This is a genomic window from Photobacterium phosphoreum (genome assembly GCF_002954725.1).
Classification (GTDB): domain Bacteria; phylum Pseudomonadota; class Gammaproteobacteria; order Enterobacterales; family Vibrionaceae; genus Photobacterium; species Photobacterium phosphoreum.
The window spans coordinates 802772-823064 of sequence record NZ_MSCQ01000002.1 but is presented as its reverse complement, the minus strand read 5'-3'; the positions used below and the strand labels follow the sequence as shown (position 1 = coordinate 823064).

The following is a 20293-nucleotide window of genomic DNA, read 5'->3' as shown; positions in this document are numbered from 1 at the left end:
TATATTATTTATGGCATGAAAACTGCTAAATAAAAACATACAGATATTGATATGATTTCATCGACGCAGACTTATAACCAAAGGTTACTATTATGCCCTGGTGTTAATTAAATGCTTTATGCGTCTATATCTTATATATCTTACTTTGTGCTGATAATTACTTTATTAAGGAATCTCATTATGTTGAGTTCTCTTTACTCGAAAAGATTGGAAATATTATCAAACGACTGTTTTTTAGGAAGACTTCTTAGTCTTGTCCTTATTTTGCACATATCAGGAATACGATCTATTTCTGTATCTAGACTTCTATTTGTAGATCTGCCTAGTTGTGTCCAAAAAAACATACGAAGATGTAAAAAAATTAATAATATATTTATTTCCTATCTGTTTGTTTCGATATTGTCTTTATTTAGCTATGAAGCTTATGCCACTAAAGATTATGGTGATGCACCTGATGTTTATAAAACAACAGTATCTAGTAGCGGCCCTAATCATATTGCAAGTAGTAATTTATTTATTGGTACGATTGCGCCAGATATTGAAAGTGATGGTCAACCTAATAGTGATGCAACTGGCGATGATAATAATGGTGATGATGAAGATTTATTTACAGCACATGTTATAACATACGAAGATGGTGATAGTACTTATTCAGCGAGCGTTAAAGTAACTAATTTATCGGGTGTGACTGCAAACTTATATGGCTGGATTGATTTAAACCAAAATCAACAATTTGATTCAAATGAATTTTCAAGTACGACAGTTCCTGCAGGAACGAGTAACGGTAATATAACTCTCATATGGAATGATTTGTCTGAAATTCAAGAGGGATTAACCTTTGCTCGTTTTCGTTTAACTACCGATGATTTAGCCAGTGGCACAACATTAACGGGACTCGGACATATTGGACATGATAGTTATGGTTTATTTACCAATAGTGATGAAACTCGTGTTTATGCAATAGCACATCATCGAAATCCTCATGAGCCAGCAGTATTTTGCTATGACGCTATAACGGGGGCGCTGTGTCCTGGTTATGATAATGGTGCTGGTAATCCAGATGGTAAACATTTAGATACTGGCTCTAATACAAATACCAGAACACCTCATCAAGGTAATCATATTGTTATAAATAATAAAATCTATATTCCGACGGAGTATGGAATGTCATGTTGGAATATGGATACGGATAACTCTTGCGGCTTTGTTTCATTTATGGGGCCATTTGGGAATGGAAAAACAGATAATGCCAATAATTGTGGTAGCACGGACCATACTTGTCGTTCGATGCCAGGACTTGTCGGTAATAAAATGTATGTGATGGATGACTCAACAAAAATTGAGTGTGTCACAACCATGATGACAGATTGTGCTGGTTACCCTATTGATATTACAAGTGTTGTTGGGCTTGGTGTTACTGGTGCTGATACTAGAACAGAAGTGATTGGTGATCGAGTTTATTTTTCATATTCACGCAGTGCAGGACAGCGTTTTGTATTGTGTTGGGATACTGTTAATAATGAAATTTGCAGTGATTTTAATAGCCAACAACCAATCATGGTTCTAACACAAGAAGATGATTCAGAACGAGATAATTTTTTTGTATCATATGATTCGTCATCAAATCCTGTTGCTATTTGTAGTGGTGAAGCATCTATAGATCCTGTTATTTGTATTGATATAAACACAGGACAAATTGATAACTCGCTATTAAATGGGATTAATTTCAATACCCGTGGCATGTATTTTCAAGAAGTGGCGGTATTAAATAGCGCGGGTGAAATGGTAACCTACTTTGCTGATTTAGATCATGCAATTTCTTATAACTGGGTGACGGGTATTCAAACAACATATACCAATTTAAATGATCCTGGTCGTCAATTTCATGCTGCTCAAGATGCTGGCGATGGTTGTATTCGTTATACCATGGAAGGTAACGCTAAAGAGTTAGATGTATCTCAGGGTATGCCAAGTGCTGGTGTCTCTGTATTTGGTTGCCGTTCATACAGCAGCAGTAATTTTGCCACCGACGCCAGCAACGGCGAAATAGAAGATCACCAAGTTACTATTGAAAAATTTATCGCTCCAACATTACCACCAAGTGTAGCAAGTGGTGATTTTGATAAAGATGGTGTACCAGATAGTCGTGATTTAGATGACGATAATGATGGTATTTTAGATGTTGATGAAGGCTGTAGTGTTGTTCATAACGAAAACTTTGAACGTTTTGCCGATGCCTTTAATGAAATTCCAAGCCTGCAAGTAGCGATTGATACAACAACAGTAGAAGCCACAGGGTTTGAATCTACGGGCCAATATACACTTGAACCTACTTTAGTGGTGCCATTTTTAGGCGGCGGTACAACACCAACTAATTCACAAGGTCAACAAGTTGGCTCGTATATGGCCGGATCGGGTTGTAGTGAAACGACAACTTTATGGGAAGAAAGCAACGGTAATATGTTCCTAATTTTTGGTACACATGATTATCAAGGTGCAGCTGTTGATACGAATGATGTATGTGAAGCTAGCGATCCTAAACAAGCGGGTTATATCTATAAGCCTGTAAATAAACTTCCAGTACAACCTAATACTAATTATGTATTTAGTGTTGATGTAAAAATCAATACTAATAACCTGCAAGGCCATCCATCAAATACAGTGCCGAATGTTGAGCCTGAAATTCATTTTTATGTCGATGGTGTCTCTGTCGCGCAATATATTCCAGATCGTGCTGCATCTATAACAACCGCAGAATATAAAACATTTACTTTTACATGGAATAGCGGCAATAAAACATCCATTGATTGGGGTATTTATAATCGTACGACGGAAAGTTCAGGTAATGATTTCTCAATTGATAATGTGTTATTCCAAGCGCAAACTGCAACTTCAATTACCAACTGTCTAGATATTGATGCTGATGACGACGGTATTCCTGATAATATTGAAGCACAAACCACAGAAGGTTATATCTTCCCATCAAATGATGATGCGGCAACTTATAATGCCAATGATGGTGTTAATAGTAGCTATATTACCACTAATAACGGTGGTCCAGGATTGATCCCTGTAAATACTGATGCTATGTCAAGTATTGCTGTTCGTGTTGATACAACCCCTGATTATATTGATACCGATTCTGATGGTGATGGTGTATTAGATATCGCCGAAAATGGCCCTGATAATATTCACCCAGGGAGTGGTGCTAATACTGATACCGATGGTGATGGTTTATGGGATATATTTGATGCCACAGACAGTAGTGGCGCAAGTGCATGGCATCCCGATGATGAATTAACAACTGCGTCTATTGCTCAACGGGTGAATTCGTTTGGTGATGTTGATGGTGATGTAAATGGTTTTGAGCCCTTATCTCAAGATTTAGATTTCAGAGATGGTGATGAGCCAAGTCAACAACCAGTCTATGACTTTGGTGATGCGCCAGATGGCTTAGATGGCGAAGAAAGTTATAAAACATTAGCGGCAAGTAATGGTCCGCGTCATTTGCCTTCGACACAGTTATATATGGGCCCAAATCCAACCGATATTGAGTCAGACGCTTTAATAACTTTGCTTGCTGATGGTGATGATAATACTGAAACTGATGATGAAGGTGCGTTGTCAGGCTATTATCCGAATAATTTGATTAATGTAGGTACTGTTACTGGTTCTCTTCAGGTGCGTTTTAATCCATTAACAAATGATACGGGTCAAAATTCATTTTTCTACGCATGGGTTGATTGGAATAAAAACGGTATTTTTGAAGTAGATGAAGGTTTAGCTGCATCGAATGCAGGAACCGTCGGTGAGGCTATATTCTATGCTACTTGGGGGGAAATCATGGATACCCGTATCACTGTGCCAAGTGATTTTGATAATGGGTATTACTTCATGCGAATTCGCTTGTCGGCAACGTCAATTGATTTACAAGGCGCAACAGGCACGGATGAAGATCCTCGTTCATTAGGTGTTGTAGAGCAAATAGGTGCAGTTGAAGATCATCGCGTGTATTTCGGTCGTTTTGATATGGGAGATTTGCGAGATTCAGCGGATGGTACATCATCATCAACGTCAACGGTTGATCATCGTACACATATACGTGATAACGGGCCGGCTCACTTCCCAAGTTCCGATTTATTTATTGGTACTAACCCTACCGATCCCGATCCTTATAATACAGCAACTTATAACACCACATATACTGCATCGCACCCAACAAAGGATGATAATTCAGGTACGCCAACAGCAACACGTGATGATGACGATTCGCTACCATCGACACAAGTAACGATTAATGAAACAGATAACTTAGTTAGCTTTGATCTTTCGGTAACGAATAATACCGGTAAGAATGCTTATCTATATGCATGGCTAGATGCTGATCATAATGGTCAACTTGATGTTAGTGAGTTAACAGCAGTTGGTAGCCTAGCTGATGATGGCGCGATAGTAATTCCAGATAATGGTGGTTCAGCGACAAATTACAGTGTCACTTGGGAAAATATTACGAGTTGGCCATTGGTCAATCAACATTATGGTATTCGTTTCCGTTTGTCTGAAGACAAATTAATATTATCGGGTGCCAATAGCAGCGATGAAGATCCTCGTGCACTTGGTGTGCAATTAACACAAGGTGAAATAGAAGATTACTCGATTCGCGTTGTCGCAAGTGGTGGTACTGGTGGTGGTTCAACAGAATCAGATTTTGACCGTGATGGTGTGCCTGATTCAATCGATATTGATGATGATAATGACGGTATTCTAGATGTTGATGAGTTGGGGTTCGATCCTAATTATCTTTATCGTGATTATTTTGATGCAGTTAATCCAAATGATCCCAATCAGTGTCCTTTAGTGAAACATACTGGTGATGGCTTCTACTATGCGCCATCTCATGTTGGTGGTGTTGGTGATAGTAATCCATCGGGTAATGCATTGGCATGTGCAGGTCAACATGGTATGGGCAGTAATACCGGTAACCAAGTGAATAATACTTGGAAAGGATATGGTGGTAGCTGTAGTAGTGGTCGACATTATTCATTCCTAACGCTTTGTAATGAGTTTGATACCGCTGGTCGTTGTGCAGGACAAGGATTAACAGCTACATCATTTAATGACGAATTTTATCGTGTTAAATCACAATATCTGCCTTCTACAACCTTACAAGCAGGTGTCACATATCGCTTACGTGTCTTAATGAGTCAAGGTACGATGACACGCACACAAGGTGTGATTAATAACCAGATTATTAACCCTAATGAGACTATCGTTGGTGGTGAAAATTATTATACTTTTGATTACACGCCATCATCAAATGAGCCATTAACAACCATTGCTGTACGTAATAATTTTGTGGCGAGTGGAAGTAATAACAGTGGTCAAGGTAATGACTTTGCCATCTGTGGTGTTGAATTATTAACCAAAGATTTAGATGTTACTCAAGAAGGCCATCACCAAGATATTGATGCAGATGATGACGGTATTCCAGATAATATCGAAGCCCAAACGTCTGATGATTATATTCTTCCTAATGTAAATAGCTTTGCACAATACATTGCTAATGATGGTTTAAACACTGCTTACCTTACAACAAGTAGTACCGGTAGTTTGGGCCTCACGCCTGTTAATACTGACCAAAGTGCGCCGAGCGATAGTGATACCATTCCTGATTATATTGATTTAGATTCAGATGCAGATGGCACTTCAGATATTGCCGAAAATGGCCCCAATCACCCCGATTCAATTACCAGCACTACAGATACAGACGGTGATGGTTTATTAGATATTTTTGATGCTAATGATGACTCTATCATTAATGGCTCTTCACCAGGTAGGTGGACACCTACTGATGAAGTAACAGCCAGTACCGTTGCTCATCTAAAAACGATATTTGGTGATGGCGATACTGATGCAGTAGATGGTGCGATTGTACCATTGCAACAAGATCTTGATTATCGTGATGTCGATAGCCCTGGAGCACCAGCTGATTATGGTGATGCACCAATCAGTTATAAAACATTAGTTGCTGATAATGGCCCATCACATATTCCATCGGCGGTGCTTTATTTAGGAACGGCCGCGACAGATATTGAAAATGATGGTTTTCCAAATACAGATTCATCAGGTGATGATGACAACGATGTTAATGATGAAGATGGGTTAGATACATATAATTTATTGGCAAATAAAAACTATATTAGTCAGTCAATTAAAGTGACCAACACCTCTGGAGCAGAAGCGTTTCTTTATGCTTGGTTAGATATGAACCGCAATGGTAGCTTTGAAGTTAATGAACTGTTTGTTAGCGGTCGTGAAGATGACGGTGGCTATGGTATTGACTCTAATGAGCCTGATGATGCTGTCATTCATATGAATTGGCGTTTTGATAGTACAGTGGCTGATGGCCCGCTTTATATGCGGGTAAGACTTACTGATCAAATTTTAGATATCGCAGCGGCGACGAATAATGATCTTGACCCTCGTTCATACGGCGCAGGGAGTATCGGTGAAGTTGAAGATCATAAAGTTGAGCTAACGATGCCGATTTCAACAGGAAATCAATGTGTTATAGATCTTATTTCACCGAGCTTTGAAACGCAAACATCACGTGGAAGTGGTAATGGTCGTTCAATTGTTGTGCTTGATTCAGATGTTCCTTGGTATAGTTGGACAGAGGATGGTACCGCTGATCACTTTGATGGTATACGTCCAGATTGGTTTGATAACTATGTTCCAACAGATGGAAGTCGCTTAGTTGGTTTAACCTTTAATTCGGGTAATCAAGAGGGTTTATCATTAGATCTGCCATCTCCTTTACTTGCAGGGGAAACTTATAAATTAACGTTAGATATTGCTGGTGGTCAAATAAATGCAAATACAGGTAAATTTACCACAAATGCCAATATAGATGTGCGGGTTTGGGGTAATACTCAATCTAATGTAGTGGCACCTGGTATGGTTGCTATCCCCGCAGGGCATGTTCAGTTAGCTTCTCAATCGATAACTTCACGTTCAGCGTTAACAACACAAGAGATAATTTTCACACCTGCTCAAAATATGAATACCATTACTTTGTCGGCCTATACCAGCGACGATATAAGTGGGGCGACCAATAATCATGGAATTGTGTTTGATAACCTTTCTTTAACCAATGAATCTAATAGTTGTTCAACAGATTTAGATTATGGTGATGCACCTGACGGTATAAGTGGTGAGCTGAGTTATAAAACATTATTAGCCAATAATGGTCCTTCACAAATAGCCTCAACAACAGTACGTTTAGGTGACGTTGAAACAGATATTGAAACTGATGGTCAACCAACGGCAAATGCGGATGGCGATGATGCTAATAATAATGACGACGATGATGTTTTAGATGTTTCGTTGCATAACAACATTATTAATATTGGTGCAGAAACCTCACAATATAAGGTTAAACTCCAGCCTATTTATAATACTGGTGGTAATAATGCTTATCTTTATGCATGGGTAGATTGGAATAAAAACGGTATTTTTGAAGTTGATGAAGTATTAAGTCGAGTGGGTACTTCTTATCCTGCGGGTAAAGAAGGTGAAAACCACGTTGGTATTAATACTAGTAATCCACAAGAAGCGGATATGATCCTTGATTTGCCAGCAAGTGTTGTCGCTGGCAATTACTTTATGCGAGTGCGTTTAACAGAAAATGATCCATTAGATTTGGCGGGTGCTACGGGTACTGATGAAGATCCGCGTTCTATTGGTGCCGTGAGTGAGAATGGCGAAATTGAAGATCATCAAGTACGTATTGATCGCTTTGATATGGGTGATTTACGTGATGAGCTAGTTGGTTTATCAACTAACCCGAGCAGCATCGATTATACAACCCGTTTAGAACATGGTGGTCCTGCTCATTATCCAAGTACTGAATTATTCATCGGTACTGAAGCAACTGATGCTGATACTGTTGATTTAACCAATATTAATTATTTCAATAATGATAATCCACAGCGTGATGATGAAACAGGGACCGGAGTCGATGATGAAGATGCTATTGGTCCTATTGATATCAAGGATACAGACAATCTAGTTAGTTTTGATATTCCCGTCACCAACACCACAGGTCAGGATGCTTACCTTTATGCATGGTTTGACTTTGACCGTGACAGTGTCATGGAAGTGGGTGAACTGACTGCTGTCAGTGGTGGTGCTAACAATGGCGCAATAGTGATCCCATCAAGTTCAGGCTCACAAACCGTTAGTATTACTTGGACTAATTTACCAACGTGGCAATACATCAATAAATACTACAGTATCCGTTTGCGTTTATCTGAAGATATTATTCCATTAAATAGTGCATCTGGTACCGCAGAAGATCCTCGTCAACTCGGTATTTTGATGAACCGCGGTGAAGTGGCAGATTTCCATGTTTATGTACAAGCAAATGGTACAGGAGGTGGTAATACACAAAATGACTTTGATCGCGATGGTGTGCCTGACTCTATCGATATTGATGATGATAACGATGGTATTTTGGATTTAGTTGAACTTGGTTATGATCCGAATTATCTGTTTGCTGATTGGTTTGAACCTGCATCAGGTGAAGCACCGAGTCATTGTCCATTAGTGAAGCACACTGCTAATGGTGAATATAATCCATTAGTGCATGGCGGTAATAGTGCGTGTGGTTTGCCTGGTGAAACGTCAAATAATCAACGTAATAGTGTTTGGGGAAACTTTGGCGGTGAGAAGTGTTCAACAAGTGCTAATCCATATGGTCGAGGTTGGGGCTATCTAACCCGTTGTTCTGAAGGTGATACTGGTAATAATTGTCAAGGAACAACGAGTCATGTTGGTGATTGGTATGTATTACAAAATCAATTTTTACCAACAGGAGATGTATTTAAAGCTGGTGAAACTTATACCTTACGATTGCATGTTAACGTTTGGCACAGCCCAATATCTCAATTTAGAGCGGTTATTAATGGACAAACATTAAGCCCAAATGAAGCATTAACAGCCAGTGGCGATCAAATATTAACCTTTACTTATACTCCGTCTACTGATGCTCCATTGTCTTCTTTACGGTTGAGAAATGTCTCTGGCGGTAATAGTGGCCAAGGTAATGATTGGGGCTTCTGTGGTGTTGAACTTCTTAATCAAACCTTACATCAACAGCAGCAGTCTGGTGTAGTGGAAGGTAACCATTTAGATATTGATTCCGATGACGATGGTATTCCCGATAATATTGAGGCTCAAACGTCAGAAGATTATATTTTGCCAAACGTAAATAGTTTTGCTCAATATATTGCCAATGATGGCCTTAATACCGCTTATCTTACAACCAGTGATCAAGGTACAAAAGGTCTCACGCCTGTTAATACTGATCAAGTGGTTCCTGCTGATATCGATGCTATTCCTGATTATGTTGATGATGATTCTGATGGTGACGGTATATCTGACCTTATTGAAAATGGTGCAGGCCATCCTAATACAATAACCAGTACAACCGATACTGATGGTGATGGTTTATTAGATATTTTTGATTCAATTGATGATTCAAGTGTTATTGGCTCAGCGCCAGGTAATTGGAGCCCGACAGATGAAGTGACAGCGAGTACTGTTGCGCATCTAAAGACTATCTTTGGTGATGCTGATAATGATGCAGTTGATGGTGCAGTGTCACCATTACTACTTGATCTTGATTATCGAGATTACGCACCAGCAAGTGCGCCAGGGGTATTATCAATTAGCGGTACAATTTTTGAAGATATTATTGGTGACGGTTACGCAGATGGTGATGTGACGTTTAATGATAATACAGGCGACCAACGTGGCCTACCAAATGTTACTGTGACTCTTTATTTGGATGATGGCGATAATTTACCAAATATCAGTGATGCTTTAATAGCAACGGATGTTACTGATGCTAACGGTGAATATGCATTTACTGGACTCGTAGCTGGTGTGTATTGGGTCGCTTCTGATGCGCCAACGGTATCAAGCAATGGTAGCTCAGGTCTTATTGCTGAGCAGACCATTGGTTTTACCGCAGCAGGGGAGATTCCGGTAGCCTTTGCTATTCAGTCTTATTGTGCTGATGGTTTGGGTGGCAGCATATTGTCAACGGATACAACGCATAACTCAGATGTTTGTTATGGTGGTAAAACCGCAACGGGTGCTGATGATAATACTGATGCGGGTACACGCGAACATATTACTGGATTTTATCTTGATTATGTTCTCAATAACTTGAACTTTGGTTTTAGTTTCAATGTTGTTTCGAATACCGAACCTAGCGGTGTAGGTTCTTACGAACAGTTCTTACTTAACGCTAATGCGTATAGTGGCGCTAATGTGATGCGTTTTGTGCCTGTTGTTGTGCCTAATCGCACCACATGGTGGGAGGTTTCAAATACTGATTCCACTGTATTTACTGCGTTAACAGACAGTAATACCACCATTGATGGTAAAGCCTATGCCTTAATTGATGGTGTAACTGCACGGAATGAAGATCCATCGCTATTAGGTCCAGTGACATCTGTGGGCGCAGACTGGAACACGAGAACGATTTCTCAAGTTGACGCACCAGATTTTGCCATTAATCATGTACGGAATAATACTTGTGGCCGTAGTTTTTATGCACAAACCAATGCAGAATCTAAGAGTTGGAGTGGTTGTGCGGCGATAGAAACAGCATCAAATGCCCATAATATTACGGTGCAGAATATAGGTGTATATTCAGATGATAGTGATGGCACTGTATCTGGCCCAGCGTTCTTCGCTCGAGATGCAATCCAAAACTTTGACTTTAATAATAATGTTATTGGCGTTCTACCTACTGGTGTAGAAGCTGCAAATCAATTATACCGTGGTGCTATTATCAATAATGGTATTAATTGGGGTGGTGAACTTGATCACGACGGTTCTGGTGAAATAGACAGTAATTACTTTGCTAACACATGGGATACTGCAATTATTATTTGGTATCTGACAGATCCATTAGATCCTCGTGATACGTTTGTTATTTCTGATAACTATATTATTGATGTTGATGGTTCTGGTATCGTGCTTGATCGCGGTACTAACGCCACCACCATCAAAGGTAACTATATTGATAACGCTAAATTTGCTGGTATCGATAATGTTTCTGGTGCCTCTTCTTTGGATATTATTCAAAATACCGTTACCAATACCCAAGGCTTTTATGACCAATCAAATACGGCTTATGATAATGCGCATGTATCAGCATGGTCTCCACACGCAGGGATCAGTCTGAGCTACGGGTCTAGCATTGTTGCTGAGTTTAATAAAGCAATAAATGGTGCTGCGGGTGTCAATGGTATTGATCATATTCATGGGCTTGGTCGTGGTATTAAAATCAGTAAAAACCAGTTTGGTAATAATGGTGGTATAGCTATTGATATTGGCGAGAACGACGGTATTGATACAACTCCGCATCAGGGTGATAGTCGTCGTTGTTATTTAGCAACATATCATGGCACTCCAACAGTGACGGGACCCGCTTTACCATTAATAGAAAAAGCTGAATTAAGTGGTAATACATTAACTGTTGAGGGTAAACATTGTAATGGTGCATTTGTTAGCGAAAATAGTTATGAAATTCAATTTTATATCGTTAGTGGTGACGCAACTGATACCAGTACGTCAATAACAACAGCTAATCCTGTTGGCGGTTGGAGTTTTATGCCTAATATTGGTAATGAAATAACGGGATTAACCTACGGTGAGGGTGTTACCTATCTTGGCAGTTTGACTCAGCAAACCAATGGAACGTTCAGCGGTACAGTTAACGTTAGTGGGCTCTCTGTTGGAGATACAATTGGTGCGATCAGCTTCTCTGATCATGCTCCAGGAACAGGTGCTGTATCTGGTCAAACATCCGAATTCTCTGCAAACTTCATTGTTGGTGCTGGTGATCTTGATTATGGTGATGCACCAGACAGCACCGTTGGTGTCGGGGTACAAGATTACCATACATCGAAAGCAGACAATGGCCCAAGTCATTCAATTTCAACTGGTTTATTCTTAGGTACCAATGCTACAGATGAAGAATCTGATGCATTAGGTGTTGCTCAGTTATTAGCGCAAGGTGATGATCTTGATACTAATAATGATGAAGATGGTCTTTCTCAGGTTGAATTAGTCAATACCGCCACTGAATATAGCATGCCAGTGAAAGTGACCAATACCACGGGCAGTGATGCGTATTTATATGCTTGGGTTGATTGGAACAATAATGGACGTTTTGATGCTGATGAGGCTGTATCTGGCATGCCATTAACAGTTGCGAATAGCGATACATCAGCAACCATTACTTGGAATACGTTACCAAGCTTAACAACAGGTGCGACATATTATGTACGTATGCGTTTATCTGATGTGGTATTAACAGGTAGTCCTACAGGAAGTGATGAAGATCCTCGTTCATTTGGTGCAGCAACTATTGGTGAAGTAGAAGATCATCTTCTTACTATAATTGATCCGTCATTGCCTATTAATCCTGTTTGTTTAACCGATGTAATGCGTAATACACTCACAGATTACGTGGCATGGAATGGCAATAATAATGGCTATAACGAGCAATATACCCCTAATAGTTGGTCAGCTGATTTACCTATTCAGCAAGGTTTCCAAGTTATTGGTCGCTTAGAGTCAACTTCGAGTGTGCCAATTAATACCAATTCGGCCAGCGGCCATACAGGGGTAAGTATTTCTCGCACAGCCAGTTTTGCAGTACGAGAAATGGCAAACTATGCCACGTCGTTTAATAGTATCCCTAATGGTGAAGTGTCGATTACTTATAGCTATTTACCGGTTACTGGTAATGAAGACTCTGCAATTTCATTTGAGATCAGTAATTTTTGGCATACAGGTATTTATACTGATGATATGACAGTGAGCTTTACGGGTAACTTTGGTCAAGGCCGTACATATATTAAACCTCCAGAGTCAAGTGGTGCAGGTAATTTATTAGTCCCTACTTATGACCCTACTGGAGTTGATATTGAGCCGGCGAAAGTTTATACCATACTTGATTTACGCCAAGGGAAAACAGGAACTGCTGGTGGTGGTGTTGCTTATCCTGTATTTACTCTGGCTGCTGGTCAATCAATCACTATTAATGTAGGTAATATTCCAGCTGGTTTAAATTACTATATGGAAACCCATCATTACCGTGTATCTGATTGTGTTAAACAGCTAGATTTTGGTGATGCACCTGATGCAAATATGAGTTCTGATAGTCAAGGTAACTACAGCACGATTAACGGCCCTACTCATGTGATTCCATCAACAGGCTCAACCGTACATCTAGGTCTACTGGCACCAGATGCCGATGATGGTGCTTTTGGTAGCGGTGCTGATACTGCAACACATCAAGCAACGATTAAAGTAACCACCGCGCCAGCAAGTAGTGGTGGTGGTAATCGTTTCTTCTTTGATGGTATTGAAGCACCTGATTTATCTCTTGCTGCTGGTACCTATCGTTTTGATGTCAGTGCGGTACCTGCCTCACATGTATTGAAATTCTCAACCATAGCTGATGGTACCTGGAATAGCGGCAGTGCTTATACAACGGGTGTGACTGAAAATACAGGTTATATCGATGTTGTGGTTGATGGTAGTACGGCTGATAACTTGTACTATTACTGTCAAAACCATGCAGGTATGGGTGGGAATGCTGCTATTACGGTGAATAGTAACTTGGCACTATTTGCTAGCGGTGATGATATTACCGATAGTGATGATGAAGATGGTGCGAACGTATTACATCATGGTCTGCGTTTAGGCAATAATAGTTATACGCTACCTGTTGATGTAACAGTAAATAGCGGCACAGCACATGTCTATGCTTGGATTGATTGGAACCAAGATGGTGTGTTTGCAACCAGTGAATTGCAGCAAACAACAGCGACTTCAACCTCAACCGTTGATCTTAACTTTACGGTACCTGCTGGTGTGGTCATGGGTGTGACTGCAGCGCGAGTTCGTGTATTTACAGCAGTACCTACAGCAGGAACTAATGATGCATTAGGCAATGATAGCCGTGCAACAAGTACCAATGTTGCTGATGGTGAAGTTGAAGATTATGCATTGGTTATGTTGGACGCATTAACTATTAGTGGTTATGTATTTAATGATAATGGTGGCTCAACAGGCACTTCAATTAATGCAATTAAAGACGGTGATGAGCTTGGTATTACCAACGTTTATGTCACGCTTTATAATAAAACGGATAATGTATGTACGTCAGTATTAACCAGTGATGGCATCACCGATGCTAATAATGATGGCAATATTGATAATGACGATATTGGTTATTACGCATTTAGTGGTGAGTTAAATAAAGACTATGCCTTGTATGAGACTGATGGTATTACGCCACCGTTAGATTGTAGTGCTGGGCCTCCAAGCATAGGCACTATCGACCCTGCAACAGGGACTGCACTTGGTCGTGATATTAGCGATCCGCCAAACTATGTCTCAGTGAATCCTAATGTTCATGATATTGGGGTAATGACAACCAGTGTTAATCATGACTTTGCTGATAAGCAATACACGAATGAATACCCAACCTGTGATACGAGTGCTTATTTGGCGAAGAATACGCCATCTGAGTTGTATCAAGTGAATCTAGTGACTGCTGATGAAACTGAATTAGGAACAGCGTCGTCGAAAACCTATAACGCGATTGGTTATAGTATCGCGCAGAACTTAATTTGGGGTGTTTATAAAAATAGCGGTACAACAAATTCCGATGTAGTGGCAATTAACCGTTTAAATGAAGAAATAATGCGTTTTAACGTGCCTGAGCTGGATGGTATTCAGTTTTCTTCGGGTGATGTGACAGATGACGATATTTTGGCAGTTATCTCTGATGCTGGAACTGGGCGTCGAATGTACTTTATTGATGTTGATGTAAATTCAGCAACATATGGACAATACTTAGGTCGCTCGGCAGCACTGAATATTGCCCTTGGTGATTTTGCTATTCATCCACTGGATACGGGTAAAGGTTGGGGTGTTAGCTCTGATAAGAAGCTTTATCGTATTGATTTTGTAGCAGATAGAGCAAGTTCAACTTATACCGCATCAGCGACGAATGTCGGTCAAACGAATATCGTTCCATCCAGTGGCGCTGTGGGTGCCTTCTATTTTGATAATTTAGGCTTTGCATATGCCTCAGTGAATGCTGATGGTAGCTTATGGCGTTTTGATTTATCTAACCTCAGCGCACCTGCCGCTGATTTAATTCAAGCAATTAAGAGTGGGGATGGAGTAGCAGCGTCAGGAAATGATGGCGCGCGTTGTCGTTATGCACCAGTACCGACTGATTATGGTGATGCACCAACCGCGTTAAACTATGCGACAGAGCTTGCTGATATGGGACCTCGTCACCAAACAGACACGGGATTGCCATTTATTGGTGCAATCGGACCTGATAATGAAAATGACGGTCAACCGACGGTCGCTGCCGATGGTGATGATGTTAATGGCTTAGTACCTGATGATGAAGATGGCTTCGTACAGCCACAAATAAATGGTCTTCTTGTTGAAGATGATGTGGTATCACTGACGGTTCCGGTAGTGACATCGGGTAACGATAACCTGCACGGTTGGATTGACTTTGATGGTGATGGTTCATTTGATGCTGATGAATATACAACCGCTGTGTTTACCACTGACGGTAATGTGCAATTAGACTTTGTTGCACCAGCTGATGTTCAAGCTATTAGTACTTATGTGCGTTTACGTGTGTGTTCAAGTAGCTTTAGCTGTAATACGCCAACGGGCAGTGTAGAAGATGGTGAGGTCGAAGATCATGCTATTAGCTTAATGCCAGTAGGTGACCTTGAGCTCAACTTAACGCTGGATCCAAGTGTTAACGTAACAATAGGTATTCCATTTAACGTTATCGTGAGTGTAGAGAATAAGGGAACAACAGTTGCTGCAAATACTAAAGTAACCCTACCTATACCGGCAGGATACAGTTTTGTTAAAGCCTATGCGGGTGATGGTATAACCGAAATTACCACTTATGATCCGCTAACCGGTGAACTTGATTTAGGTACGATTGGACTTGGGTTTAATGACTACGCGATTATTCGTCTTGCACCACAAGATATGTCTGCACCAAGTATTAATGCTGAAATTATTGCTACCGATATTATCGATATTGATTCAACCCCTAATAATGGCTTTGGTAATGGTGAAGATGATACTGATGTAGTCACACCAGTGATTACCAATATTATTCAGCCTGGTGCGTGTGATGCGCCAGTGGTATTTGAAGGTGGCGATGCTTATCAATCAGCAAATGGTGAGTACATTGTGACTGAAAGCCAAACTAATCAGCAAGGCTATTTATGGAGCTATGGTTTCATTGATTTAAATCAACCACTTTATGCTGAGCTTGCTGTTTATTTAGGTGATCGTACTTGTAATACGGGTTGTCCAAATGGCATTGAGTCAGGAGCTGATGGTATGACGTTTGTCCTCTCTGCCGACTCACGTGATTTAAATGCATTTGGTGCATTTGGTGGTGGTTTAGGTGTCGGTAATATCTTTGGTGCAACGCCTGTATCACCGTCCATCGTGTTTGAGTTTGATACCTTCGATAATACCTTTATTGGTGCAACGGATGATGCACTAGGTGGGCAATATATTGACCATACAGGCGTATATTTAAATGGTGATGTTTATACACCAAGTGCTGCGAATACGCTCATTCCTGCCACTTCAGTAAATGGTGGAGAGCTTGAAGATGGTCGTTATCATATTGCGCAATTTGAGTGGGACCCAACAACCAATATCTTTACCTATTACATGGACGGTGTTTTAGTCGGACAATTTACTCGTGATATTCGTAATGATATTGGAACGAGGATGGTTCGGTTTGGATTTACAGGTAGTACAGGAGATGGTTATAACCTTCAAAAAGGGTGTTTCACTCATGCGCCAAATGTATTGGGATCTGATTTAGGTGATGCACCAGATACCACGGTAGGCACTGGTCCTAATAACTACACCACGATTTATGAAAATGATGGAGCGATGCATGTTCAAGCTGATACCGATGACAATGGAGCGATAGATCTTCGACTTGGTGCTGAGTGGGATGCTGATCTTGGTGATTTACAAGATATTGGTGCACTCGCAGATGACAATAATAACTTTGATGATGAAGACGGTATTAACGCATTGTTATCTGCTACCAAAGGTGATGATTTTAACCTTGAAATCATGGTACTTGAAGATGCGGCTCGTACATCAACAGGCCAACAGCTTCATGCATGGTTAGACTTCAATCTTGATGGTGATTGGGATGATGCCAATGAGAAAATTGTAACCGAGCCTAGTGCAGCTATTGGTAGTAATAGTTTTACTATTCCAATCCCTAGCGATGCAACTGTTGGTTATAGCTACTTACGTGTTCGTTTATGTAGTGGTAATGATTGTGCTTTATCAACAGGTATGGCATTCGATGGTGAGGTTGAGGATTATCGAATTCTAATTTCTGATTTAGTGGGTAATAACACTTGTGACTTGATTGTTCAAACTCAGAAACCTATTGCTGCGACGGATTATAACTTTAATGCGATTGATGTGACCAGTAATCCAATTTCTTTCACTGATATTGTGAGTCCTATTGTTATTACTAATCAGCCAAATATTAATAATATTAACGCGATTGGCTTTAATCGAACGAGTGGCCTTATTTACGGTACCTTTACAGATATGTCACAAACAGATCGCATCCATCACTTATTTGTGACAGATAAAACAGGCACTAGCTTTATTGATTTAGGACCAATTACTGCCGCAGGTAATGCCACGATACGTCGGTTAACTGATGGAGAAAGCTTTGACTTTGTTGAAGGTGATAGCTTGCGTCATTCAGGTTATAGCTCAACTTCTACTGTATTAAGCGCACCAACAATGGGTGATGTCACAATAGACGGTAACACTCTAGTTGTATGGCGTACAACATGGGACTCATTAGTGAAAATTGACCTTAATAGTCAAACGTTTACTGTAGTTAATGTTGATATTGCGGCAATGGGTGGTTCGTTAACAGGCGGTGCAATTGAAGTCGGGGCTGATTTAGCGATTAGTCCACAAACAGGCTTAGGTTATATGGTTGATCTGGTTGGCGGTAATCTCTATAGCGTTGATTTAACATCTGGTGCGATTGCGCAGCAAGATTTAGTTTACTTCGGCAGCGAGCCAACGTTAGATGTTAACAGTAAGCTTCAAGCTGGTGGGTTGATTATTGATAATGCATTAAGTCTTTATGCTATCACCAATGGTGGTAATCATGACACTAACCAAAGTGGTGCGATTGACCTTGATAAGCGTTCGGTTATTTACCGCATTAACTTACCATTAGCTGAAATTGAATTTGTGACAGCAACAGATGCAGAATCACTCCAAGGTAATGATGCTGCGGGTTGTTATAACGCTGTTGATTATGGTGATGCTAACGCAAACTACGGTATTGCAAGCCACGCATACTTTGATGCCGCTCTTGATGGTAGTGCTGATCTGATGCTAGGTAATCGTTGGGATCCTGAATTCAGCCAGTGGAGTACTATTGATGCTTCTGGTGATGATGTTCATGGTCAAGATGATGAAGATCTTAATATTCCAGCTAAAATCGTGGTCGAAACACCAACGAACCTGCCGATTAGTGTCGTGGGTAATGGTTTTATTAGTATCTGGGTTGACCTCAACAATAACGAAGACTTCAATGATGCGAATGAGCAGCTTGTTAATGATCAAGCAGTAATTGCTGGTAATAATAGTATTCCAATTACTCTTGATGCGACCAGCGCTGAAGGCTTTAACGGCAACACGGTAATGAGAATACGTTTATGTTCAACGGCAAGCAGTTGTAATACACCAGAAGGTGTAGCAACTGATGGTGAAGTAGAAGACCATTGGTTTGAATTATTAAATCGTATTCTTCTGAGTGGGTTTGTCTTTGAAGATAATGGTGCTGGTGGTGCAACAGCTGCCCATGATGGTGTTATTGATGGTGATGAAATTGGACTTGGTAATTTCACTGTTAATGTGACTTTTAATGATGCAGGCGTGACTGGTGTTAATAGTGGTGATGTGATTGCGACAGACATTACATCTGGTAATGGTTCATATCAATTTGAAATTGGTGTCGATTTTGCGAATAAGAATTTATTACTTAATGTGATTAAGCAAGCTAACTGGATTGATATTAGTGAATCTGATGTATCAACTGTTCCACAAGTAACAAGCAGTGCTGTTATTGATAGTGAAATGACAGTTAATGCTAATGCTGGCGATAACATTACCGAACTGAATTTTGGTAAAGTAAAAGAGCCACGTATGGAACCGGATAACTTTACAGAAGCAGAACCAGGTAAGCCTGTATTGTTTGAACATAAATTTACAGCAGCAACAGCAGGTACAGTTGATTTTTCTATCATCAATGAAATGACAGAACCCGCTAATGATGATTGGAGTTCATCGCTTTATCTCGACAATGACTGTAATGGTATTATCGATAGTGCTGATGCTGTCATTACTGCTGCAATACCTGTCTCAGGTAACACCGCAATTTGCTTGCTAAGTAAAGTTTTTGTACCTGCAAATGCTTCGCTGAATGCTCAATATAATTATGAGATAGAAGCGAATATGGTGTTTGAAGATAGTATTGGAACTGGTCATGGTGTCACACGCTTAGTGCTTGATAGTGATACTGTTCGTGCAACATATTCAGGTGCAGGCGAGCTGAAACTTGAGAAGACGGTACAAAATATTACCCAAAGTTCAGCAGCAAGTGCAAGTAATACGGGTAAACCTGGCGATGTATTAGAGTACGTTATTACTTATAGCAATATCGGTAGTGGACCAATTAAAGAAATTACCGTCTTTGATACGACACCAGCCTTTAGTTTATTGAATACTGCTGTTGACTGTAGTGGTGTACCTGCCTCATTAGCCTGTGCTGTATCAACACCAAATGGTATGAATAGTGCAGGTTATCAAGGTGAAGTTAAGTGGATTCTGACTAATGAGCTGCAACCAGGTGAGAGTGGTACCGTGAGCTATCAAGTTGTAATAGAGTAATCAATATTATTATTATGCAACGCATTTTATTATAATGCACCTCAATCAATTTGTTCTTAGTTTCATAATGAGTTGATTGAGTGCCTATTTTTTTTGGCATATATGCTGCATATGCTCCTTCGTATCAATGAAGAGGCATATCAATGTATATAAAAATGAAAAATTTGATATTTATAATAAT

Annotated in this window: 1 protein-coding gene; it reads left to right on the top strand. The window is 40.1% G+C overall.

Going from position 1 to position 20293, the window contains the following annotated elements:
• Window positions 1–399: 399 nt before the first annotated feature.
• Complete coding sequence (locus tag BTO21_RS15705) at window positions 400–20112, top strand: GEVED domain-containing protein (RefSeq protein ID WP_105026903.1); 19713 nt, start codon at window positions 400–402, stop codon at window positions 20110–20112.
• Window positions 20113–20293: the final 181 nt, after the last annotated feature.